This window comes from Marinobacter sp. C7, from assembly GCF_022343555.1.
Lineage (GTDB): Bacteria > Pseudomonadota > Gammaproteobacteria > Pseudomonadales > Oleiphilaceae > Marinobacter.
This window is the reverse complement of record NZ_JAKQZH010000001.1, coordinates 1439779-1463148: the sequence shown is the minus strand read 5'-3', so window position 1 is coordinate 1463148 and position 23370 is coordinate 1439779. Positions and strand designations below refer to the sequence as shown.

22 protein-coding genes are annotated in these 23370 nt (G+C 59.3%); 6 read left to right on the top strand and 16 right to left on the bottom strand.

Annotated elements, in window-relative coordinates:
• Positions 1-17 precede the first annotated feature (17 nt).
• From ruvA to aspS, 4 genes are read right to left on the bottom strand one after another with little or no spacing between them, the layout of a single operon-like run.
• Positions 18-650, bottom strand: coding sequence for a Holliday junction branch migration protein RuvA (gene ruvA / locus MD273_RS06715; protein WP_239036971.1), 633 nt, complete (start codon positions 648-650; stop codon positions 18-20).
• A gap of 30 nt (positions 651-680) precedes the next feature.
• Positions 681-1208 (bottom strand): crossover junction endodeoxyribonuclease RuvC, encoded by a 528-nt coding sequence (ruvC, locus tag MD273_RS06710; protein ID WP_239036970.1) that lies wholly within the window; start codon positions 1206-1208, stop codon positions 681-683.
• A gap of 19 nt (positions 1209-1227) precedes the next feature.
• Positions 1228-1971, bottom strand: a complete 744-nt coding sequence (locus tag MD273_RS06705) for a YebC/PmpR family DNA-binding transcriptional regulator (protein WP_239036969.1) — start codon at positions 1969-1971, stop codon at positions 1228-1230.
• A 58-nt stretch (positions 1972-2029) separates the two neighbouring features.
• Positions 2030-3829: an aspartate--tRNA ligase gene (aspS, locus tag MD273_RS06700; RefSeq protein WP_239036968.1), complete on the bottom strand. Its 1800-nt coding sequence runs from the start codon at positions 3827-3829 to the stop codon at positions 2030-2032.
• Positions 3830-4161: 332 nt separating this feature from the next.
• Here aspS and fabR point away from each other — a divergent pair, with 332 nt between their 5' ends.
• The gene (gene fabR / locus MD273_RS06695) at positions 4162-4776 is read left to right on the top strand and encodes an HTH-type transcriptional repressor FabR (RefSeq protein WP_239036967.1); all 615 of its coding nucleotides are present in this window, start codon (positions 4162-4164) and stop codon (positions 4774-4776) included.
• A gap of 5 nt (positions 4777-4781) precedes the next feature.
• On the opposite strand, the gene MD273_RS06690 is transcribed toward fabR, so the two are convergent.
• From MD273_RS06690 to guaB, 8 genes are all read right to left on the bottom strand, one after another.
• The gene (locus tag MD273_RS06690; RefSeq protein WP_239036966.1) at positions 4782-5201 is read right to left on the bottom strand and encodes an HIT domain-containing protein; all 420 of its coding nucleotides are present in this window, start codon (positions 5199-5201) and stop codon (positions 4782-4784) included.
• 2 nt (positions 5202-5203) lie between these two features.
• On the bottom strand, positions 5204-6550 hold the full coding sequence (locus MD273_RS06685) for a UDP-glucose dehydrogenase family protein (RefSeq protein ID WP_239036965.1): 1347 nt from the start codon (positions 6548-6550) through the stop codon (positions 5204-5206).
• Between the two features lie 44 nt (positions 6551-6594).
• On the bottom strand, positions 6595-7590 hold the full coding sequence (gene galE / locus MD273_RS06680; protein ID WP_239036964.1) for a UDP-glucose 4-epimerase GalE: 996 nt from the start codon (positions 7588-7590) through the stop codon (positions 6595-6597).
• A gap of 9 nt (positions 7591-7599) precedes the next feature.
• Positions 7600-8103 (bottom strand): tRNA adenosine(34) deaminase TadA, encoded by a 504-nt coding sequence (gene tadA / locus MD273_RS06675; RefSeq protein ID WP_239036963.1) that lies wholly within the window; start codon positions 8101-8103, stop codon positions 7600-7602.
• A gap of 88 nt (positions 8104-8191) precedes the next feature.
• Positions 8192-8863, bottom strand: coding sequence for a dienelactone hydrolase family protein (locus tag MD273_RS06670; protein WP_239036962.1), 672 nt, complete (start codon positions 8861-8863; stop codon positions 8192-8194).
• Entirely contained in the window at positions 8860-9513 is a 654-nt protein-coding gene (locus MD273_RS06665; protein ID WP_239037626.1) for a phosphoribosyltransferase, read from the bottom strand. Before MD273_RS06665 ends, MD273_RS06670 begins: the two co-directional genes overlap by 4 nt.
• 190 nt (positions 9514-9703) lie before the next feature.
• Positions 9704-11281, bottom strand: a complete 1578-nt coding sequence (gene guaA / locus MD273_RS06660; RefSeq protein WP_239036961.1) for a glutamine-hydrolyzing GMP synthase — start codon at positions 11279-11281, stop codon at positions 9704-9706.
• Positions 11282-11345: 64 nt separating this feature from the next.
• The gene (gene guaB / locus MD273_RS06655) at positions 11346-12809 is read right to left on the bottom strand and encodes an IMP dehydrogenase (protein ID WP_239036960.1); all 1464 of its coding nucleotides are present in this window, start codon (positions 12807-12809) and stop codon (positions 11346-11348) included.
• Between the two features lie 265 nt (positions 12810-13074).
• Between guaB and xseA the strand changes: the two genes are divergently transcribed.
• From xseA to MD273_RS06640, 3 genes are all read left to right on the top strand, one after another.
• Complete coding sequence (xseA, locus tag MD273_RS06650) at positions 13075-14412, top strand: exodeoxyribonuclease VII large subunit (protein ID WP_239037625.1); 1338 nt, start codon at positions 13075-13077, stop codon at positions 14410-14412.
• Positions 14413-14476: 64 nt separating this feature from the next.
• Positions 14477-16402 carry a propionyl-CoA synthetase gene (locus MD273_RS06645; RefSeq protein WP_353050298.1) on the top strand — a complete coding sequence of 642 codons (1926 nt, stop codon included), beginning with the start codon at positions 14477-14479 and terminating at the stop codon, positions 16400-16402.
• A 313-nt stretch (positions 16403-16715) separates the two neighbouring features.
• Positions 16716-16925 carry a cold-shock protein gene (locus MD273_RS06640; RefSeq protein WP_008169155.1) on the top strand — a complete coding sequence of 70 codons (210 nt, stop codon included), beginning with the start codon at positions 16716-16718 and terminating at the stop codon, positions 16923-16925.
• 96 nt (positions 16926-17021) lie between these two features.
• Here MD273_RS06640 and leuA read toward each other — a convergent pair whose 3' ends face one another.
• The gene (leuA, locus tag MD273_RS06635) at positions 17022-18716 is read right to left on the bottom strand and encodes a 2-isopropylmalate synthase (protein WP_239036958.1); all 1695 of its coding nucleotides are present in this window, start codon (positions 18714-18716) and stop codon (positions 17022-17024) included.
• A 145-nt stretch (positions 18717-18861) separates the two neighbouring features.
• Between leuA and MD273_RS06630 the strand changes: the two genes are divergently transcribed.
• Positions 18862-19359, top strand: coding sequence for an Lrp/AsnC family transcriptional regulator (locus MD273_RS06630; RefSeq protein ID WP_239036957.1), 498 nt, complete (start codon positions 18862-18864; stop codon positions 19357-19359).
• Between the two features lies 1 nt (position 19360).
• Here MD273_RS06630 and MD273_RS06625 read toward each other — a convergent pair whose 3' ends face one another.
• Positions 19361-19975 carry a TetR/AcrR family transcriptional regulator gene (locus MD273_RS06625; RefSeq protein WP_239036956.1) on the bottom strand — a complete coding sequence of 205 codons (615 nt, stop codon included), beginning with the start codon at positions 19973-19975 and terminating at the stop codon, positions 19361-19363.
• A 126-nt stretch (positions 19976-20101) separates the two neighbouring features.
• On the opposite strand from MD273_RS06625, the gene MD273_RS06620 reads away from it, so the two are divergent.
• On the top strand, positions 20102-21835 hold the full coding sequence (locus MD273_RS06620) for a proline--tRNA ligase (protein ID WP_239036955.1): 1734 nt from the start codon (positions 20102-20104) through the stop codon (positions 21833-21835).
• Between the two features lie 9 nt (positions 21836-21844).
• On the opposite strand, the gene murB is transcribed toward MD273_RS06620, so the two are convergent.
• Together murB and MD273_RS06610 are read right to left on the bottom strand one after the other, a co-directional pair.
• Positions 21845-22894 carry a UDP-N-acetylmuramate dehydrogenase gene (murB, locus tag MD273_RS06615; protein WP_239036954.1) on the bottom strand — a complete coding sequence of 350 codons (1050 nt, stop codon included), beginning with the start codon at positions 22892-22894 and terminating at the stop codon, positions 21845-21847.
• Positions 22891-23370, bottom strand: a complete 480-nt coding sequence (locus MD273_RS06610; RefSeq protein WP_239036953.1) for a low molecular weight protein-tyrosine-phosphatase — start codon at positions 23368-23370, stop codon at positions 22891-22893. The genes murB and MD273_RS06610 overlap by 4 nt, the downstream gene beginning before the upstream one ends.

The window sequence follows — 23370 nt, the reverse complement described above, 5'->3', positions numbered from 1 at the left end:
GACATATTACCGTCAGGTCATCCGGCGGGAATCATGTTCCGCAGGGCAAGGCGGATCAGGGTCTCGCTGGTTGCCCCTTCCTCGGCAACCTTGCTGATCGCTTTTGCAGCTTCCTGTGGCTTGTAGCCAAGGGCAATCAAGGCCGCCTCGGCTTCTTCCCTCGGATCCGGACCAGCCAGTACCTGTTCAGAGGCAGCCCCGCCGGCAACTGTCGCGCCCGGCGACATCGGCACGAACTGACCTTCAAGTTGCCCGATCCGGTCGGCCATTTCAATAAGCAGGCGCTCTGCGGTTTTCTTGCCGACACCGGGCAGCTTGACCAGCGCGTTGGCATCCTTGACCTCGACACAACGGATGAACTGCTGCGCATCGAGACCGGACAGGATCCCGACGGCCAGCTTAGGGCCGACACCATTGACCTTGATCAGCAGCCGGAACAGATCCCGATCCAGCTTAGCCGCGAAGCCATACAGACTCTGGGCATCCTCGCGTACGGCAAAGTGAGTATGAAGGGTAACTTCCTGACCCGATTCGGGCAGATGAAAAAAAGTGGTGTAGGGAATGTCAATTTCGTAACCCAGCCCGGCGCACTCCACCAACGCCTGCCCGGGGGTCTTGTCGACCAGAATGCCTCGGATACGACCTATCAAGGGGTAGCTCCTGTGGCTCCTGGGAGCCGGTTATTGTTGTCTGACCCGCCCGCTGCGGACCTTGCCGCCGTTCCCTGCCAAACGCAGCACACTCTGACTCATGTGGGCATGGCACAGCGCAATCGCCAGGGCATCGGCCGCATCGGCCTGGGGTTTACGGGACAGAGACAAGAGGGCCTGCACCATGTGCTGAACCTGGGACTTGTCTGCCCCACCCTTGCCAACCACCGCCTGCTTGACCTGCCGCGCCGAATACTCGTGCACCGCCAGGCCACTATTGGCGGCACTCACAATGGCCGCGCCGCGGGCCTGTCCCAATTTGAGGGCGGAATCCGGATTTCGGGCCATGAACACCTGCTCTATGGCGAACTCCTCCGGCCGATACTCACCGATCAGTGTGGCAAGGCTGTGGAAGATGGTCTGGAGCCGCTCGGCCATGGGCTTTTCCCCGACCCGGATACAGCCGCTGTCGATATACTCGATTACCCGGCCTTCGGCACGGATGACCCCGTACCCGGTAATCCGGGAACCGGGATCCACCCCGAGAATGATCGGCACGATCAGGCTCCAGCCATGGTCAGAGGGATTCCATAATCTCTGCGGAGATATCCGCGTTGTGGTAGACGTTCTGCACGTCATCCAGGTCCTCAAGCATGTCGATCAGCTTGAGGATGGTTTCCGCACCATCCCGGTCCAGTTCGACCCGGGTGGAAGGCACCATGGTGACTTCGGAGTTGTCTGGCTGCAGCCCCGCCTCAACCAGGGATTCCTTGACGTCCAGGTATTCCTCCGGCGTGGTCACAATCTCATAGGAACCATCCTCCTGTTCCTGCAGGTCCTCGGCACCGGCTTCCAGCGCGGCTTCCATCAACCGGTCGCCGTCCACTTCCGGACTGTAGGAGATGATGCCCTGCTTGGTGAACAGGTAAGCCACGGAACCATCGGTACCGAGATTACCACCGAACTTGTTGAACGCGTGACGAACCTCGGCAACAGTCCGGTTCTTGTTGTCGGTCATGGCCTCGACAAAAACCGCGACACCCCCAGGGCCGTAACCCTCGTATGTCAGCTCCTCGTAGTTGCTGTCATCGCCACCGCCGGCGCCACGCTCGATCGCCCTCTCGATGGTGTCCTTCTTCATGTTGGCCGTCAGGGCCTTGTCGACAACGGCCCGGAGCCTGGGATTGTCGTTGGGATCACCGCCGCCCAGGCGGGCGGCGACGGTCAGTTCCCGGATGATTTTGGTGAAGATCTTGCCACGCTTGGCATCCTGGGCTGCCTTGCGATGCTTGATGTTGGCCCATTTACTGTGACCAGCCATGCCTAACCTCCGTCCATCGTCCGGGGAGCGGGCCGGGCCCGCCCCCGACTGTCAGAATTTACTCGCTGTCTTCGGCCTTGTTGCCCTCAACCGGCTTGGCGGAACGGCGCAGACGTATATGCAGCTCGCGCAGTTGCTTCTCGTCCACCTCGCCCGGCGCCTGGGTCATCAGACAGGTGGCGCTCTGGGTCTTCGGGAAGGCAATGACGTCCCGGATGGAAGAGGCGCCGGTCATCAGCATGACCAGACGATCCAGACCGAACGCCAGACCACCATGGGGTGGGCAACCGAACTTCAGGGCGTCGAGCAGGAAGCCGAACTTGGCGCGGGCTTCTTCCTCACCGATACCCAGGATGCGGAACACAGCTTCCTGCATTTTTTCGTCGTGGATACGGATGGAACCGCCGCCGAGCTCGGTACCGTTCAGCACCATGTCGTAGGCGCGGGACAGCGCGTTGGCCGGATCCGCCGCCAGTTCTTCCGGCGAGCAGGACGGTGCAGTAAACGGGTGGTGAATCGCGGTGAGTCCGCCATCCGGGGTTTCCTCGAACATCGGGAAGTCCACAACCCACAGCGGCGCCCACTCGCAGGTGAGCATGTTCAGGTCATGACCCAGTTTCACACGCAGCGCCCCCAGGGCTTCGTTGACCACCGTAGTCTTGTCGGCACCAAAGAACACGATGTCGCCGTCTTCTGCACCCACGCGCTCCATGATGGCCTGGGCCACGTCGTCACCGAGGAACTTGATGATCGGAGACTGCAGACCTTCAACCCCTTTGGCCAGTTCGTTGACCTTGATATAAGCCAGCCCCTTTGCACCGTAGATACCGACAAACTTGGTGTAGTCGTCGATCTGTTTACGGGTCAGTTCGCCGCCTTTGGGAACACGCAGGGCAGCAACACGGCCTTTGGGATCCTTGGCCGGGCCGGCGAACACCTTGAAGTCCACCTTTTCAACCAGGTCATTGACGTCCACCAGCTCCAGAGGAATACGCAGGTCCGGCTTGTCGCTGCCGAAGCGCTGCATGGCCTCTGAATGTGGCATGCGGGGAAATTCCGGCAGAGTGACATCGAGAACATCCTTGAACAGGGAGCGAACCATGTCCTCGTTCAGCTCCATCAAGGTCTTCTCATCGATGAACGATGCCTCGATGTCCACCTGGGTGAATTCCGGCTGACGATCGGCCCGCAGGTCCTCGTCCCGGAAACACTTGGCGATCTGGTAGTACCGGTCAACGCCGGAGACCATCAGCAGCTGCTTGAACAGCTGCGGGGACTGGGGCAGCGCGAAGAAGGAACCCTCGTGGGTACGGCTCGGAACGAGGTAGTCACGGGCACCTTCCGGGGTTGCACGGGTCAGGATCGGGGTTTCCACGTCCATGAAGCCGCGGCTGTCCAGGAAGTTCCGGATGTAGCTGGTAACCCGGGAGCGGAACCGCAGACGGTTGATCATTTCCGGACGACGCAGGTCCACGAACCGGTAGCGCAGGCGCACGTCCTCGCCCACGTCTACGTGCTCGTCCAGGGGGAACGGGGGTGTGGCGGCAGCGTTCAGGATGGTCAGCTCTTTACCCAACAATTCCACCTGGCCGGTGGGCATGTTGTTGTTCTCGGTACCCGCCGGACGACGACGCACGCGGCCGGTGACCTGAATCACGAATTCGCTGCGGACCTTCTCCGCCAGGGCAAAGCTTTCAGGGGTGTCCGGATCGACAACCACCTGGGACATACCATCCCGATCTCGCAGATCCAGGAAGATAACCCCACCATGGTCACGGCGGCGGTGTACCCATCCGCAAAGTGTGACTTCCTGATCGATGTGGGATTCGTTGATCCCACCGCAATAATGACTGCGCATACCGGTTCCCGTTACGTTTGATGTATTCGTTTAACTCAATTGTCTGGGCAAGCTGGTGGAGATGGCTTTCCGAAACCGTGCGGAGCCATGGATGGCGGAGCCGAGCGTACACGGACGTATTCACAGCGTGTTTCGGAAAGCCATCTCCACCAGCTTGCTTGCAGCAAAGTGTGGATCGCGAAAATTTTTGCGACCTTACTGGAAAAGCGGCCCATTATAAACACAATGAGACCGAAAATCAGGCGCGCTGGTGTGCAAATCAGGCACTCGGATGACTGTGGGATAGCTGGCCGCTAGAATGCCCTCTTCACAAAGCCGGTTGGAGCCAGAAGTTGACCACCAGAGCGGAACAAAAACTGAAAACCCGACGCGCCTTAATGGACGCTGCACTCTCGCAGCTCAGTGCCGATCGGGGCTTCGGCAGCCTCAGTCTCAGGGAGGTTGCACGGGAAGCCGGTATAGCCCCAACATCCTTTTACCGCCACTTCTCGGAACTGGATGAACTCGGACTCGCTCTGGTGGACGAAGGCGGTGTCGCCCTCCGCCAACTGATGCGCCAGGCCCGCAAACGGATCGCCCGGGATGGCAGCGCCATCTCCACCTCCGTGGATACGTTCATGGAGTACCTGGGCAACAACGCCAACCTGTTCCGATTGATGCTGCGCGAAAGAACGGGTGTTTCCAAACCGTTCCGGACAGCGGTGAAGGCGGAGATCGATCATTTCGTGACGGAACTGGCCGATGACCTGCGCCGATTTGCCGAGGAACAGGGCAAACCCCTGGTGGATGCACGTCTGGTAGCAGAGGCAATGGTGACACTGGTTTTCAACCAGGGCGCCGAAGCACTCGATGCCACCCCAAAGGAAAAGGAAGAACTGAAAGTGAAGCTGAAAACGGAGCTCCGGATGATCCTGGTGGGCTCACAAACGCTTGCCCGAAGGCGCTGAACGATTCAGGCCAGGCCAGCCAGCACCGGATCCAGCACTTCCCTGACCCGCGCAAGCTCAGCGTCTTCATAGGGTACCGGAGGCTGGGCACCCCATACGGGACCCGGCCAGGCCGGATCCCCTTCGAAGCGAACGATATGGTGGATGTGAAGTTGCGGCACCATGTTACCCAGCGCCGCAACATTCATCTTGTCACCTTTGAACGCCTCCATCATGGCGCGGCTCAGCGCGGACGACTCCGTCATCAGTCTCTGCTGTTGCGCTTCTGGAAGTTCATAGATCTCGCGGATGCCTGCGATCGCCGGCACCAGGATGACCCAGGGCCAGGTTTTCTCATTCATCAGCCGGACTTCGCACAGGCGGGTCCTGCCCAGCAGGAAGGTATCCGCAGCCAGTCGCTCATGTAACTCGAATTCCCGGTCCATGACTACACCACCGAGTGGAACTGGTTACGCCCGCGGCCGATGGCATAGTAGGTCAGGCCATAGCGATCCAGCATTTCGGGTTCATAGAGGTTGCGACCATCGAAGACTACCGGCTCCCGCAGGTTTGTCGCCACCACCTCAAAGTCCGGGGAACGGAACTCCTTCCATTCGGTGCAGATTGCCAGCACGTCGGCACCCTTGAGCGCCTGCTCCTTGGTTCCACACAGGGTCAGCCCCGGCTGGTCGCCGTAGATACGCTGGGTCTCCTCCATGGCTTCGGGATCAAAGGCCTGAACAGAGGCTCCGGCTTTCCACAGATCTTCCATCAGCGTGCGGGAAGAGGCCTCGCGCATGTCGTCTGTATTGGGCTTGAACGCCAGCCCCCACAGTGCCACAACCTTGCCCTCCAGACTGCCCTGGAAATAATGGCTGATCTTGTCAAACAGCACGTGCTTCTGGGCGTGGTTAACGTCTTCCACAGCATTGAGCAGTCGGGCGTCATAGCCGCAGTCGCGGGCGGTGCGCGCCAATGCCTGCACATCCTTCGGGAAGCAGGAGCCACCGTAACCACAGCCCGGATAGATGAAGTGGTATCCGATGCGGGGATCGGACCCGATACCCCGGCGCACCGCCTCGATATCCGCCCCCAGCCGTTCCGCCAGGTTGGCAATTTCATTCATGAAACTGATTTTGGTTGCAAGCATGGAGTTGGCAGCGTACTTGGTCAGCTCCGCTGAACGGACATCCATGAAAATCATCCGGTCGTGGCTACGGTTGAACGGATAATAGACTTCACGTAACAGATCCGCAGCCTTCTCGCTGTCGGTTCCGACAATGATACGGTCCGGCTTCATGAAATCGTTGATAGCCGCACCTTCTTTCAGGAATTCGGGGTTGGAGACCACATCGAATTCCAGCTCAAGACCACGATGATCCAGCTGTGCCTGCAGGGCTGCACGCACCTTGTCACCGGTACCAACCGGAACCGTCGACTTGTCGACCACCACCTTGTACCCATCCATGTACTGGCCGATGGATCTGGCAACGGCAGTGACGTACTGGAGGTCTGCCGAGCCGTCTTCATCGGGCGGGGTTCCCACGGCAATGAACTGGAGTACGCCGTGTTTTACCGCTTCCTCGGTGTCGGTGGTGAAAGCCAGCCGGCCCGCTTCCACCGTGTGCCGGACAATCGCGTCCAGACCCGGTTCGTAAATGGGAATCTGGCCATCGCGGAGTCTGTCGATCTTTGCCTGGTCCACGTCCATACAAAGGACATGATGGCCAACGTCAGCCAGGCAGGCGCCGGTTACCAGTCCGACATATCCCGTACCGAAAATTGTGATCTTCATGGGTTACTTCTCAAACCTGTCCAAATGGGTAAAAAGGTCGAAACTCACTGTTTGCCGGAGGCTTTTTTTCTCTGCCAGATAGCCTCCCAATCGAGGGCCGTCCTCACAATTGTTTCCAGATCATCATGGTCCGGCTGCCAACCGAGGGTTCCTCGGATCAGGGTGTTATCCGCCATCAAGGCTGCCGGATCGCCCGCTCGCCGGCCGGTTTCGGTGACCGGAAAATCAACGCCAGACACCTGCTTGACCACGTCGATTACCTCGCGAACGGTAAACCCGCGACCATAACCACAGTTAAGAACCTTTGAATCGCCGCCCTTCGCCATGTAATCCAGCGCCATAACATGGGCCTTGGCGAGGTCTTCCACATGGATGTAATCACGAATGCAGGTGCCGTCACGTGTTTCGTAATCCGTACCGAACACACTCATGCCATCCCGTTGTCCCGTAACGCACTCACAGGCGACCTTGATCAGGTGCGTCGCCTCAGGCGTTGCCTGCCCGAGCAGGCCATCAGGGTTGGCTCCGGCGACATTGAAATAGCGCAGGATGACATAGTTCAGACTCGACGCCGCCGCAAGATCCATGATCATCCGTTCGCTCATCATCTTTGATGCCCCGTACGGATTGATCGGAGCCAGCGGCAGGTCTTCGGTCAGTACCTGCTGCTCCGGCATGCCATAGACCGCCGCCGTGGAGGAGAAGACCATGTACGGAACCTGATATCGTTCCATGGCCTTCAAAAGGTTCAGGGTGTTACGGGTGTTGTTGCTGTAATACTTGAGGGGATTGGCCACTGATTCGGGCACGACTATGTGGGCGGCAAAATGAAGAACTGCCTCAAAACGGTGCTCGGAAAACAGCCGATCAATGGCCGCCTCGTCCGCCAGATCCCCCACCACCAGCTCGCCGGCGGTCACGGCCCAACGGTAACCGGTGGAAAGGTTGTCATAGACAACAATATCGTGACCTGCCTCAGCCAGCTGCCGGACCACGTGACTACCAATATATCCGGCTCCGCCGGTAACAAGTACTTTCATGGGTACAGGCTACTCCTTCCCTGGGGATGATGACTGGCGCTGGCGCCGGATTTCCGCCCGGCGTCGGCTGAAAAAGTCGCTGATAATCTCACTGCACTGCTGCTCAAGCACACCACCGACCGAGTCCACAGCCCAGTTCAGATGGGGTTCGTCCAGCGTTCGCCGGGCAGACTCAACGGCCCCCGCCTTGGGCTCCGCGGCACCGTAGACCAGGCGACTGATGCGGCCGTGCACAATTGCTCCGACGCACATGGTACATGGCTCCAGCGTTACGTAAAGCGTTGCCCCGGACAAACGGTAATTACCGACCCGGGCAGCGGCATCCCGCAGGGCCCGGATCTCGGCGTGGGCGGTGGGATCACAACCGGAGATGGGGGCATTGAACCCGGCGCCAATTTCTTTGCCGCCGAGAACGACGATGGCGCCAACGGGTACTTCTCCTGCCACTGCAGCCTGTTGCGCCAACTGCAGAGCGCGGGACATCCAGTATCGGTCGCTTGAGATCTCGGGCATGGTCGCTTGATCAGTCAGTTTCAGCTCGGGCCGGGAAAAATACCATAGCTGACAACCCGAGACCACGCGCACAACAATTACCGTCGAGCTACCGGCCTTTCATTGGTACCAGATGCTGGACAAACCAGTCCCGGGTCAGGCGGGCAACCTGTTCCATTGTTCCCGGCTCTTCGAACAGATGGCTGGCGCCGGCCACAATTTCCAATCTCGGTTCAATTCGCATTTGACTTGCCGCCCAGCGGTTCATTCCGATGACCGCCTGATCAAGACCACCCACGATAAGGAGCGTTGGCGCCTCGACCAGGGGTAAATCCTCACCGGCCAGATCCGCCCGTCCACCACGAGAAACCACCGCAGCTACAGCTTCGGGACGCCGGGCAGCCGCAATGAGTGCTGCAGCTGCGCCGGTGCTGGCTCCAAACAGCCCTATCTGGAGGTCACAGACTGACGCCTGTTTACCGAGCCAATCCACCGCACCGATCAGACGCCGACTCAGCAAACCAATATCGAAACGCAGCCTCCGGGTCTGCATGTCGATGTCGTTCTCCTCCGCTGTCAACAGATCGAAAAGCAAGGTAGCCAGACCACCCTCATTCAGGAACTGCGCAACAGCACGATTACGCGGACTGAAGCGACTACTGCCGCTGCCGTGGGCGAAGACGACGATCCCCTGAACACCGTCGGGAACACTCAGGCTACCTTCCAGCTCAATTCCCTCGGCCCGGACCTTGATTTCGCTCGAATACTCGTTTGTGTTCATGTGTTCCACGCCCTTGCCAATTGGGTGGTCACCTCCTCATCCGAAACCTGACTGAAATTCGCATACCAGAGGCCTATGGCCGTAAACGGTTCAGGCATGGCAAGACAGACCACGGCATCCGCTTCCCTGCGCAATGTGGCAACCGTATCGGGAGGGGCGACCGGCACCGCGACAACCAGTTCTTTCGGGTTCTGCTTGCGCAACGCCTTGATAGCGACGCGCATGGTCGCGCCGGTGGCAACACCGTCATCCACCAGAATGACGCATTTGCCAGCGATTTCCGGCCAGGGGCGGTCTCCACGGTAGGCCCGTTCCCGCCTTTCAAGCTCCTCCTGTTCGCTGGCCGCGACCTTTTCGATGGTCTCTTCAGATACCCCCAGGTAAGACACCAGTTCTTCGTTGAGCACCCGGACTCCCCCACTCGCTATTGCACCCATAGCCAACTCACGCTGTCCCGGCGACCCCAGTTTTCTGACCAGCATGAGGTCCATGGGGGCATCGAGGGCCTGGGCCAGCTCGAAGGCTACCGGCACACCACCACGGGGTAGAGCCAGCACCAGCAGGTCCTGGCGGTCGCGATAATGCTCCATGGCCCTCGCCAGGGCCCGACCGGCGGTGATCCGGTCCTTGATTGGCAGTTCCATAGGCAGTGCAGTCCCGCAAAGAGCGCCCCTCAATGGACGCATTTTTATCATTGCCGTAACAGAAAGCATTGGACAACTATCGGGAAATCTCAACGTGGATCTGGCTATAGCGGGACCAATAACAAAAAACCCAGCGTAAACGCTGGGTTTTTTTTGACTGTCTGTTCTCAGATAGCAACAGGGAACAGATTCCGGATCATTCCCACTCTATCGTCGCGGGCGGCTTGGAGGAGATGTCATACGTCACCCGGGACACGCCACTGATCTCGTTGATGATCCGGTTGGAGACCTTCTCCAGCAGATCGTAAGGCAGGTGGGCCCAGCGGGCGGTCATGAAATCGATGGTCTCGACGGCGCGCAGGGCCACCACGTACTCGTAACGACGGGCGTCGCCGACCACCCCAACCGACTTGACCGGCAGGAATACGGCAAAGGCCTGGCTGGTCTTATGATACAGGTCGGCACGGTGCAGCTCTTCCAGGAAGATGGCATCGGCACGGCGGAGAATATCCGCGTATTCCTTCTTCACCTCGCCAAGGATGCGGACACCGAGGCCCGGTCCCGGGAACGGGTGACGGTAAACCATGTCGTACGGCAACCCCAGCTCAAGACCGATCCGGCGGACCTCGTCCTTGAACAGCTCCCGGAGCGGCTCTACCAGCTTCATTTTCATGGTTTCCGGCAGACCGCCCACGTTGTGGTGGGACTTGATCACGTGCGCCTTGCCGGTCTTGGAGGCTGCAGACTCGATCACGTCCGGATAGATGGTGCCCTGGGCCAGCCAGTTCACGTCCTTGATGTTGGCCGCCTCGTCGTCGAACACGTCGATAAAGGTGTTACCGATGATCTTGCGCTTCTGCTCCGGATCATCCACGCCTTTCAGCTTGGACAGGAACAGGTCTTCGGCGTCGACGCGAATGACCTTGACGCCCATATTGCTGGCGAACATATCCATGACCTGGTCGCCTTCATGAAGACGCAGCAAACCGTTGTCGACAAACACACATGTCAGCTGGTCGCCGATGGCCTTGTGCAGCAGCGCTGCGGTTACCGAGGAATCCACGCCGCCGGAGAGGCCCAGGAGAACTTTCTCGTTGCCGACCTGCTCCCGGATCTGGCGCACCGCATCATCCACGATCTTGGCCGGCGTCCACAGCGCCTCACAGCCACAGATGTCCAGCACAAAGTGTTCAAGAATGCGTTTGCCCTGGAGGGTGTGGGTCACTTCCGGATGAAACTGAACGCCATACAGATTGCGACTGGTATCCTGCATGGCGGCAATCGGGGCGCTTTCTGTGGAGGCCAGCAGTTCGAAGCCTTCCGGCATCACCACTACCTTGTCACCATGGCTCATCCACACGTCCAGCAGGGATTCCCCGGCGGGCGTCAGGTGGTCAGTAATATCCGCCAGCAGCGGGCCCTTGGCGCGTACCTTGACCTGGGCATAGCCGAACTCACGCTTTTCGGAGCTGGCAACCCGGCCTCCAAGCTGCTCCGCCATGGTCTGCATGCCATAACAGATTCCGAGGACCGGAATGCCACGGTCAAACAGCCCTTCCGGCGCCCGCGGGCCGCCCAACTGGGTTACGGATTCCGGGCCACCCGCCAGAATAATCCCCTTGGGATTGAACTCACTGAGCTCTTCATCGGTGATGTCAAAGGCCTTGATCTCACAGTACACGCCAATTTCCCGGATACGACGGGCAATCAGCTGGGTGTACTGGGAACCGAAATCAAGAATCAGGATACGGTGGTCGTGGATGTTCTGGGCCATGGAGTCCTCGGATCACAAATAAACAACGCGGCCCGTTCCGGGGCCGCGTTCATTGGGGTCATTCTTAACCGATACGGTAGTTGGGCGCTTCCTTGGTGATGGTCACATCATGAACGTGACTCTCACGCATGCCGGCGTTGGTGATGCGAACGAATTCCGGCTTGGTGCGCATTTCTTCCATGGTGGCACTACCGGTATAGCCCATGGAGGCACGCAAACCGCCCATCAGCTGGTGGACAATGTTACGCATTGGCCCCTTGCAGGCTACACGACCTTCGATACCTTCAGGCACCAGCTTTTCGATGCCCTTGCTCGCATCCTGGAAATAGCGGTCACTGGAGCCCTGCCCCATGGCGCCGAGGGAGCCCATGCCACGGTAGGCCTTGTAACTCCGCCCCTGGAACAGCTCCACTTCGCCCGGGGCCTCGTCGGTACCGGCCAGCAGGCTGCCGATCATCACGCTGTGGGCGCCGGCTGCAATGGCCTTGGCGATATCACCGGAGAAACGCACACCACCGTCGGCGATCAGGGGTACACCCCGATCCTTCAGCGCCGCCGCAACGTTGGACACCGCCGAGATCTGGGGCACCCCGATACCGGCAACAATGCGTGTGGTACAGATGGAGCCGGGGCCGATACCGACCTTCACCGCGTCCGCACCGGCATCTGCCAGGGCGATGGCGGCGTCGGATGTGGCAATGTTGCCACCGATAACCTGAACCTCGGGGAAGTTCTGCTTCACCCAGCGTACGCGTTCGATAACGCCTTTGGAGTGGCCATGGGCTGTATCAACCACGATCACGTCGACACCGGCCTCGGCCAGCGCGGTAATCCGGGCTTCGGTATCGCCACCGGTGCTGACTGCAGCGCCCACACGCAGGCGACCTTGCTCGTCCTTGCACGCCAGGGGATAGTCCTTGGCCTTCTGGATGTCCTTGACGGTGATAAGCCCGCGCAGTTCGAAATCGTCATTCACCACCAGCACTTTTTCGATGCGGTGACGGTGCAGCAGCTCCTTCACGTCATCGAGGCTGGCGCCTTCCTTGACGGTCACCAGCTTGTCCTTCGGTGTCATGATGTCACGGACCAGGGTGTCCATGCGGCTTTCGAAGCGGATATCACGACCGGTAACAATACCCACCAGATCGTGACCGTCGACCACCGGCAGGCCGGAAATATTATTGGCCATGGTAATGTCGACCAATTCACGTACAGTGGTGTCCGGCGACACGGTGATCGGATCCTTCACCACGCCGCTCTCGAATTTCTTGACCTTGCGAACCGCAGCTGCCTGCTGCTCCACAGTCATGTTCTTGTGCATGATACCGATGCCACCTTCCTGGGCCATGGCGATGGCCAGTTCGGCGTCGGTTACCGTATCCATGGCAGACGATACCAGCGGAATGTTCAGGGTGATATTCCGGGTCAGCTGGGTCTGGAGGCTGACCTGATGGGGGAGAACTTCCGAGTATCCGGGAACAAGCAGAACATCATCAAACGTGAGGGCTTCTTCAGCAATTCGCAGCATTGGGATCCGCCTTTTGAACGTGCTAAGTTTGGAAATCCTGTACCGCGCCCTGAGCGGCGCGACAAAGCAAAATCCTTAATCGATCTATTATAAAGTGGTGGCTCTGGACAGTAAACCGCACCATTTTTAAGGTCTGGTTGCATCTTTTTGAATTTCCGATATTTTTACCGCGAAATTTTCGGCTATTGCGTATAACCAACCACGGAGCACGGCCTTGACCCCCTCCTTCCAGGATTCCCAGCCCTCTTTCGGTGACACTGGCAGCCTGCGTCCGACACGCGCACTGAGCGTCAGCGAACTCAATCATCAGGCCAGGCACCTGCTGGAATCCAGTTTCATGCAGGTCTGGGTGGAAGGGGAGCTTTCCAGCTTCTCCCGCCCCTCTTCCGGCCACTGGTATTTCTCCCTGAAAGACCGAAAATGCCAGGTGCGGTGCGCCATGTTCCGGGGTTTCAACCAACGGATCCGGAGCATTCCGAAGGAAGGCGATCAGGTCCGGATCCGGGGCAAGGTCACCCTCTACGAGAGCCGGGGTGACTTCCAGATCATCGTCGAACACATCGAGCCGGCAGGGCTCGGCGCCCTTCAGCAAGCGTTCGAGGAACTGAAACGCAAGCTTCAGGCCGAGGGCCTGTTCGAGGCGGCACGCAAGAAGCCGATCCCGACCCTGCCCCGGCATATCGGGGTTGTTACTTCGCCGACCGGCGCTGCCATCCACGACATCCTGACGGTGCTTTCGCGCCGATGCCCGGCCATACCGGTCACCCTGTATCCGACCGCGGTCCAGGGCAAGGCAGCGACCAGTGATATCGTCCGCGCCATCGAGCAGGCCCAGAGCCATGGCGTCGCGGACGTACTGATCATCGGTCGCGGTGGTGGCTCGCTCGAGGACCTCTGGTGTTTCAACGAGGAGGCAGTTGCCCGCGCCATTGCCTCCTGCCGGATCCCGACCGTCAGCGCCGTCGGCCATGAGGTGGACGTCACCATCGCGGACTTCGTGGCGGACCTGCGGGCCCCGACTCCCTCAGCGGCGGCCGAGAAGATCTCTCCGGACCAGACCCAGTGGCTGAGGCAGCTGTCCGAACAGGAACTCCGAATCACGAATGCCGCGCGGCGCGCCCTCAGGCGCCTCACGGTGCAACTGGAACACCTTTCAGCAAGACTCAGAGACCCCCGCCGGCAACTCCAGGAGAAAGCCCAGAGGATGGACGAACTGGAGCTCCGGCTGGGCAAGGCGATCCGGCAAAAACTTGAACGCCATGAGGTTCGAGCAGAGAACCTCTCCCAAAGGCTGGCCATGCAGTCACCCGGGAAACAGCTGGCCACCAGCCGAGAAACCCTGGGCCGCATTGAAGAGAGACTTTTCGCGGCCACCCGACTGACCATCAGGGAAAAAGCGAAGCATATGGAGCATCTCGCCCAAACCCTGAACGTGGTCAGCCCTCTAGCCACCCTGGGCCGGGGGTATGCCATTGTCCGGGGACCCTCGGGCGACATTATCCGCAAAGCGGACAACCTTTCTCCCGGGGACCGGGTATCTGCGCGGGTCGCCAGCGGCGAAATCGAAGCCAGCGTGATCTCCGTCAAGTCGGGACAGGAATAACCCGGTCAAAGCACGTTACTAAGCCTATGGTCTACTGGTCGGTGAACTCAAAGTGCCTAAAGTTGTGGGAAAAGCACAACATCACAAAAACAACAGGCACAATGAGGTGGAATCTATGGATTATAATTCCGAGTTCCGGCGCTCGATCGACCAGCGTGACGAGTTCTGGAGAGAGCATGCCGACCAGATTGACTGGATCGAAGCGCCGAAGACCATCTGGCAGCCAAAGGACAATGGCCATGGCGAGTGGTTTCCCGACGGCGTGCTCAACACCTGCGACGTGGCCCTGGACGCCAACATTCGTGCCGGCAGGGGCGACCAGAAAGCCCTGATCTACGACTCACCGGTCACCAACACCCGGCAATCCTATACCTTCAACGAGCTGACCGCCGAGGTTGCCCGGTTTGCCGGCGCCCTCAAAGCCAAAGGTATCAGCAAAGGGGACCGGGTCATCATCTATATGCCGATGATCCCCCAGGCTGTGATTGCCATGCTGGGATGCGCCCGCATTGGCGCCATTCATTCGGTGGTATTTGGCGGTTTTGCTGCACATGAACTGGCAGTCCGTATTGAAGACGCCGAACCCAAGGCACTGATTACCGCCTCCTGCGGCATCGAAGTAAACCGGGTGATCGAATACAAACCGCTGGTCGACAAGGCTATCGAGCAATCCAGCCACAAGCCGGAATTTTGTGTGGTGTACCAGCGCCCCCAGGCGCGGGCCACGATGCTCGATGGCCGCGACGCTGACTGGGAAGCGGTCATGGACGGCGCCGAGCCGGCCGACCCGGTACCGGTAAAATCAACCGACCCTCTCTACATCCTTTACACCTCGGGCACCACGGGCAAACCGAAGGGTGTGGTGAGGGACAACGGTGGCCACGCTGTCGCTCTGAAATACAGCATGAAGCTGGTCTACGATGCCAACCCGGGGGACGTCTACTGGGCAGCGTCCGACGTCGGCTGGGTGGTTGGCCACAGCTACATCGTCTATGGCCCCCTTTTTGCCGGCTGCACCACCATCCTTTATGAAGGCAAACCGGTGAAAACCCCGGATGCCGGAGCTTTCTGGCGGGTGGTACAGGATCATGGCGTCGACCTGCTGTTCACCGCCCCCACGGCGTTCCGGGCAGTCCGGAAAGAAGACCCCGAAGCGGATGAACTGAACAAGTACGACATCAGTTCCCTCAAGCGGATCTTCCTCGCCGGCGAGCGCCTCGACCCGCCAACCTATGAGTGGCTGAAAGAACACACCGGCCTGCCCATCCTCGACCACTGGTGGCAGACCGAAACCGGGTGGGCGATTTGCTGCAACCCGGTGGGCATTGAAATGATGAAAACCAAGCCCGGTTCCGCCACGGTGCCATCTCCTGGCTACAACGTTCAGGTGATCGACATGAAAGGCAGCCAGGTTCCCGCCGGACAGCAAGGCCAGGTAGCGGTCAAACTGCCTCTGCCACCGGGCTGTATGATGACCGTCTGGGGAGATGACGAGCGTTTCCGAAAAACCTACCTCGACCCGATTCCGGGCTATTACAGCTCGGGTGACGGCGGCTTCATCGATGACGACGGCTACGTCTTCATCATGGGCCGGACCGATGACGTTATCAACGTTGCCGGTCACCGCCTCTCCACCGGCGAGATGGAAGAAGTGGTGGCTTCCCACCCCGCCGTCGCCGAGTGCTGTGTAGTAGGTGCCCACGACGAGCTGAAAGGCCAGGTGCCCATTGGCCTGGTACTGATCAAGGACGGCGCTACCATCGATCATGATGAGCTGGAGGAAGAACTGGTAGAGATGGTGCGTGACAAGATCGGCGCCATTGCCTGCTTCCGCCGGGCCATGGTGGTGGAGCGGCTACCCAAGACCCGGTCCGGCAAGATTCTGCGACGGGTGATCCGCCAGATTGCCGATGGTGAGGAGTACACCGTACCCAGCACCATTGATGATCCGGCAATCCTGGAAGAGATCAGTCAGCAGTTCCGATCCTGAGCATCCAGCTCGCGAACATCGTGGCCGACCGCATGAAAGTGGCCGGCCACGATGCCTCCCCGCCCGCCATGTTTCTGCCAAATCCTTGTTTTTAAAACGAATAAAAGCTTCAAAAAAAGCGTTGACGCTCCCGAAACTCGGTCTATACTGAAATTGCTGTGAAAATACAGCGGTATTTAGTGAATGCGTTACAACGTCGTGCCTCCGCGCTTTTCGTTGCCCTTCTCTCAGTACTCTCTGGATTTCTCAGCAAAGTTCCATCAGGAATTCGAAGGTCCCGTGAGGGCAAACTTTAGAAAGACAGGAAAGATCAATGTCCGATACAAAAACCGGCCACGTGAAGTGGTTCAACGAGTCCAAGGGCTTTGGCTTTATCGCTCAGGACGGTGGCAGTGACGTATTCGTTCACTACAGCGCAATCAACGCATCCGGTTTCCGCACCCTGACTGAAGGTCAGCAGGTGCAGTTCACCGTAACCCAAGGCCCGAAAGGCCCGCAGGCGGAAAACGTAACTCCGGTGTAACCGGGTTAAGTGGACCGTTCCTTGCCCCTCACGGGCATTGGAAACGTAATAAGCCGGCATGATGCCGGCTTATTTTTTTGCCTTCGACTTCTTTCCTCAGGCGTGAACCAGATCGGCGTTTTGTTCCGCTGAGGGCATATCAGCTCCGACAGCCTGAGCGACCGCAGAGAACAACGCCTGCAGTGTCGCCGACGTGGTGTCCTCGGCAAGGGCCGCGGCGCTGCAATGCTGACCATTTGCCGTCAGACGGATACACGCCAGGGCATTGGCGTTGGTCCCCTCGCCCAGCGCAAACTCGTCGTAAGCCTCGACCGCGATGGTGATACCAAAGCGGTTCTCGAGGGCCTCGGAGACCGACTCTACGGCCCCAAGACCACGACCTTCCAGGCGAACCGGCGAGACATCGGTGCCCAGGACCACGTCGGCGCGAACGCCTTCGTCATCCCGATGCAAATCATAGGAACGCAGGGCCCAATCGGAATGCACTTTCAGGTACCGGTCCTCGAACAGACGATGGATGGTGTGCGAGTCAATCTCCCCACCTTCGGTCTCCGCCTCACGCTGTACCACCTTGCTGAACTCAATCTGCAGCCACCGCGGCAGACTGATGTCGTAATCCCGTTCCAGTACGTAAGCCACGCCGCCCTTGCCGGACTGGCTGTTGATGCGAACGACTTCCTCGTAGCGCCGGCCCACATCAAACGGATCGATGGGCAGATAGGCAACGTTCCAGACATCCCCTTCCTTACGGCGTGCCAGACACTTGCGGATCGCATCCTGGTGACTGCCGGAGAAAGCCGTGAATACCAGTTCGCCGGCGTAGGGATGCCGCGGGTGCGTGGAAATTTCCGTACAGGCTTCCACGACCTCGGTGATCTCTGCCATACCGGACAGGTCCAGGGTCGGGTCTATGCCCTGCGAATACAGGTTCATGGCCATGGTGACCAGGTCCATATTACCGGTACGTTCGCCGTTGCCCATCAGGGTACCCTCGACGCGATCGGCACCGGCCATCACCGCCAGTTCGGCAGCGGCCACGGCACACCCCCGGTCATTGTGGGTGTGAACGCTGATGCTGATGTGCTCCCGGCGCTGGATGTTGTCGCAGATCCATTCGATCTGGTCCGCGAACACGTTCGGGGTCGCCATCTCCACGGTCGCGGGCAGATTGATGATCACCGGCTGTCCCTGGTCCGGACGCCACACTTCGGTCACCGCATCGATCACTTCGGCGGCAAAGTCCAGCTCAGTTCCGGTAAAGCTTTCCGGGGAATACTGGAAACTCCATTCCGTGTCCGGGTAGCGGGTGGCGATCTCTTTCACCAGCCTGGCGCCATTGACGGCGATGTCCCGGATACCGGCCCGATCCAGACCGAACACCTGCTCTCGCTGGACGGTGGACGTGGAATTGTAGACGTGCACGATGGCGCGTTTCGCACCTTCCAGAGCCTGGTAGGTGCGCTCGATCAGTTCCGGACGCGCCTGGGTCAGAACCTGAATCTTCACATCATCGGGAATGCGGTTTTCCTCGATCAGCTTGCGGCAGAAATCAAAGTCCGGCTGACTGGCCGCCGGAAAGCCGATTTCGATTTCCTTGAAGCCGAGCTTGACCAGCAAATCGAACAGGCGCTGCTTCTGGGCCACGGACATGGGCTTCACCAGTGCCTGGTTACCATCACGAAGGTCCACGGCACACCAGGTGGGAGCCTTTTCGATCACATTGTCCGGCCAGCGACGGTCGGTCTTTGCGATCGGCTTGAATGCCACATATTTGCGATGATCAAAAGCCATGGAAGGATTCCTTTCGATTGCCGGTGAAGTACTTTATTTAGTTACTATGCTAACTCAGACCGGAGAGTATTTGATTGCTATTTAAGGCTCCAAAGGAGTAAATTTGAGCATATGCAACCAATTAATGAACCCAGGCCGCAATTTTATGCTCAAGCAATCCAGAGAACTCGTTAAAATTGACAAAACGGACCGGCGTATCCTCGAAGAACTTCAGAAAGAAGGCTCGCTGACCAACCAGGAACTGGCCGAGAAGGTAGGACTTTCACCCTCTCCCTGCCTGAGGCGGGTCAAGGCCCTCGAGGAGGCTGGCGTCATCCTTCGGCGGGCCACCATCCTGGATCACAAGAAACTCGGGCTGTCGCTGACCGCAATCATCCTGATCGGCATGGACCGCCACACCCCCGAACGCTTCGCGGCTTTCGAGGAAAAGGTCTCCGGTTACCCGGAGGTCCAGGAGTGCTACCTGATTACCGGCCAGGACGCCGACTACATGCTCAAGGTGGTGGTCCCGGACATGGACCATTATCATCATTTCCTGCTGAACCACATCACCCGAATCCAGGGGGTCAGTGGCGTCCACTCCAGCTTCGTGCTCAGACGGGTCATAGACAGCACGTCCCTGCCTCTGGGCTATCTCTCCTGAATCAGCGAATCAGCTCCCGGACATAGGCGCCGGCCATGCATTTGAGCTCCTCGACCAGCTGTCGGCCCTGGTCTTCGGGCAGGGTCACCGCCAGGCGCAGGATATTGCCCGCCGAGCGGGGCAACAGAAGGCTGGCCGTCCAACGACGGGTTTCGGGAATCTGGGGGCACTCCTCTTTCAGTCTGGCATCCAGATCCTGAGCGTTGCTATAGAGTTCCCGCAGGTCCAGCTCCCGCAACTCGGGCATCGCCTCAACACCGCTCCATATGGCCGAATACGCCGGCTCGGTGCGGTAGAACTCGTAGAACTGGTCGATGAGGATATCCACTGCCTCGATCAGACCGAGTTCCGGCAGGCGCTTGCGCAGCGCCTTCTCCATCTTCTCCACATGTTGCTCGGCGATGGCGTGAACGATTGCTGCCTTATTGGGGAAGTACCGGTAAAGCGACGCCAGGGACATGCCCGATTTTCGGGCGATCGCGGACATGCTGGTAGCGTCCACTCCTATGTCATCAAAGATGGTCGCAGCATGCGACAGGATGGCGTTTACCCGCTCACGACTGCGGGCCTGGACAGGCTGTCGGCGAGGGGCAACATCAACAGTTTCATCAGTCATCATCTGTACCTTGTCTGGCTGGCTCCGTACAATAACCACCACTTTACGACATAATAAGACGCCGGCGGCGAGGATCCGCCTGTCCATTAGTCTAACCATTCTGATTCAAGCCATACGGAAGAGACGATGCGAGCAAGCCGTTACCTGATAGCCACCCAGAAAGAGACCCCCGCTGACGCCGAGATAATCAGTCATCAGCTGATGCTGCGTGCCGGTATGATCCGGAAGCTGGCCGCCGGCCTGTACACCTGGCTGCCGATGGGGCTGCGCACCCTGCGCAAGGTCGAGCGGATTGTTCGTGAAGAGATGGACAAGAGTGGTGCCCAGGAAGTGCTGATGCCCGCGGTACAACCGGCGGAACTCTGGCAGGAATCCGGCCGCTGGACCCAGTACGGTGGCGAACTGCTGCGCATGAACGACCGTCATGGCCGGGATTTCTGCTTCGGCCCCACCCATGAAGAGGTCATTACCGATCTGATTCGCAATGAGCTCAAGAGCTACAAGGAGCTGCCGGCCAATTTCTACCAGATCCAGACCAAGTTCCGGGATGAGCGCCGACCAAGATTCGGGGTAATGCGCGCCCGCGAATTCGTCATGAAGGACGCCTACTCCTTCCACCTGGATGCGGAATCGCTGAACGAGACCTACCAGGTCATGCACCGCACCTATTGCAGCATCTTCGACCGCCTGGGGCTGGATTATCGCCCGGTGCAGGCGGATTCGGGTGCCATTGGCGGTAGTGCTTCCCACGAATTCCACGTACTGGCTTCCTCCGGTGAAGACGACATCGTGTTCAGCACCGACAGCGACTACGCGGCCAACATCGAAAAAGCGGAAGCCGTTGCACCTGCCGGAGAGCGCCCCGCGCCCTCGGAGGAAATGAAGGAAGTCCACACACCGGACCAGCGCACTATCGACGCCATTGCCGATTTCCTGAGCATCGACGCCGCCCGCACCGTCAAGACACTACTGGTGAAGGGTGAAGAGGATGAAAACGGGCAGTCCGGTCTGGTCGCACTGATCCTGCGCGGGGACCACACCCTGAACGAAATCAAGGCTGAAAACCTCGAGGGCATTGCCGAGCCACTGACCATGGCGACTGACGAAGAGATCAAGAACGCGACCGGGTGCGAGCCCGGCTCCATTGGTCCTGTCAACCTGTCGGTGCCAGTCATCGTGGATCGCAGCGCCGCTCACCTGGCGGACTTTGTCTGTGGTGCCAACAAGGATGATTATCACCTGACAGGCGTCAACTGGGAGCGCGATGTACCGCTGGGTCGCGTTGAGGACCTTCGCAACGTGGTTGAGGGTGACCCCAGCCCCGATGGCAAGGGCACTCTGGAAATCCGCCGCGGTATCGAGGTGGGTCACATCTTCAAGCTGGGCAACAAGTACAGCAAGGCCATGAACGCCACGGTCCTGGATGAACACGGCAAGAGCGTGGTCATGGAAATGGGCTGCTATGGTGTCGGCGTGTCCCGGATCGTGGCCGCCTCCATCGAACAGAACCACGATGACAAGGGCATCATCTGGCCCGACGCCATTGCTCCGTTCGAGGTGGCCATCGTGACCCTGAACGCCCACAAGTCACCCACGGTGGCCGAGGCCGGCGAAAAGCTCTATGAACAACTGCGCCAGGCCGGCTTTGACGTACTGCTGGATGATCGTAACGAACGTCCCGGGGTCAAGTTTGCCGACATGGAGCTGATCGGTATTCCACACCGGTTTGTGGTTTCCGACCGGGGGCTGGCCGCGGGTACCCTCGAGTACAAAGGCCGCAGGGATGAAGACAAGCAGGACATCCCGGTTGCCGAAGCCCTTCCCTTCCTGATCAACGCGTCCCCGCGCAAGGGTCTCTGAAAGCGGGACTCAGGCTAACGGAGGGAGCCCGGCACCACCTACCACGCCGGGCTCCATCTCCAGAACCACACCAAACTGTCTTCGGACCGACTCCCGTATCCGACCGGCCAGATCCAGAACATCGCGACCGCTGCCTTCGGCATGGTTCACCAGAACCAGTGCCTGCCGGTTGTGCACCCCTACCCGCTGATTCCGGTATCCTTTCCAACCGCACTGATCAATCAGCCATGCTGCGGCGACCTTTACGCCGTGCACCTGGGGATAGGCCGGGATATCCGGATATTGCTCCTTGAGTCGTTCGTAGAGTTCCTCGCTAACGACCGGGTTCTTGAAAAAACTGCCCGCGTTTGGGATCTGTTGGGGATCCGGCAGTTTACGGCGACGAATGGCCATTACCGCCTCGGCTACCGCCAGAGCATCCAGTTCCCTGTCCGGAAGGCTGGCCAGGTACTCTTCAAGATCCCGGTAGCCTAACTGGAGCGGCTTGCTGCGCGACAGCCGCAATCGTATCTCCGTAATGACGTAACGGCCGCCATTGCGCTTGAAAAGGCTGTCCCGATAGCCGAACCCGCATTGATCGCCAGCCAGACGAAGCCAGGTACCGGTCGCGCGGTCAAAAGCAGTGACGGACACCAGCGTGTCGCAAAGCTCAACACCATAGGCGCCTATATTCTGAACCGGGGCAGCGCCGGCTGTGCCCGGGATCAGGGCAAGGTTCTCGATGCCCCGGTACCCGGACTTCGCTGCATAGAGTACGGCCTCGTGCCAATTCTCTCCCGCGCCCAGCACCAGGGTGGCCTCATCACCCTCAATCTGCTCCCAGTGGCGGTCCCGAATCGCCATGTGCACGACCAAACCGGGGAAGTCGCCCTCAAACACCAGGTTGCTGCCGCCCCCCAGGAAGAGCACCCGAAGATCGCGCTCCTGCGCCCATGCCAGGGCGTTCTCAAGCGTTTCAGCTTCCTGCAATTCCAGAAAGTACCGTGCCCTCGCGGGTATATGCAGCGTGTTGAGCGTTTGCAGGTCAACCTGCTCCTGAACGGAAACCTGGAGCTTCAACGGAGGCGCCCCCGGATCTCGTCAAGAAGCCCCTGACCCGCCTCGTGGATGAGGTCCAACACCAGTTCAAAGCCATCCTCGCCCCCATAGTAAGGATCGGGAACCTCGTCGTGGCTGGACTTGCCGTAGGAAAGGAATAACTCGGGGGCGGTGCCGCCATTCTGGTGCCAGATATCCGTCACGTCCGCGAGGTTCTGACGGTCCATAACGAGCACATAATCGAACTCATCCAGATCGGTCTCGACGATCTGGCGCGCCCGGAGATCACTGATATCGATGCCACGCTTGCGGGCGGCTTCCCGCGCCCTGGCGTCGGGCGACTTGCCGATGTGCCAGTTGCCGGTTCCGCAGGAATCGATGTGGATACAATCCGACAGCCCGGCCTCTTCGACCAGGGAACGGAAGACGCCCTCGGCACTCGGAGAGCGGCAGATATTTCCGAGACAGACAAACAGGACCCGGATACGGTCGCTCAT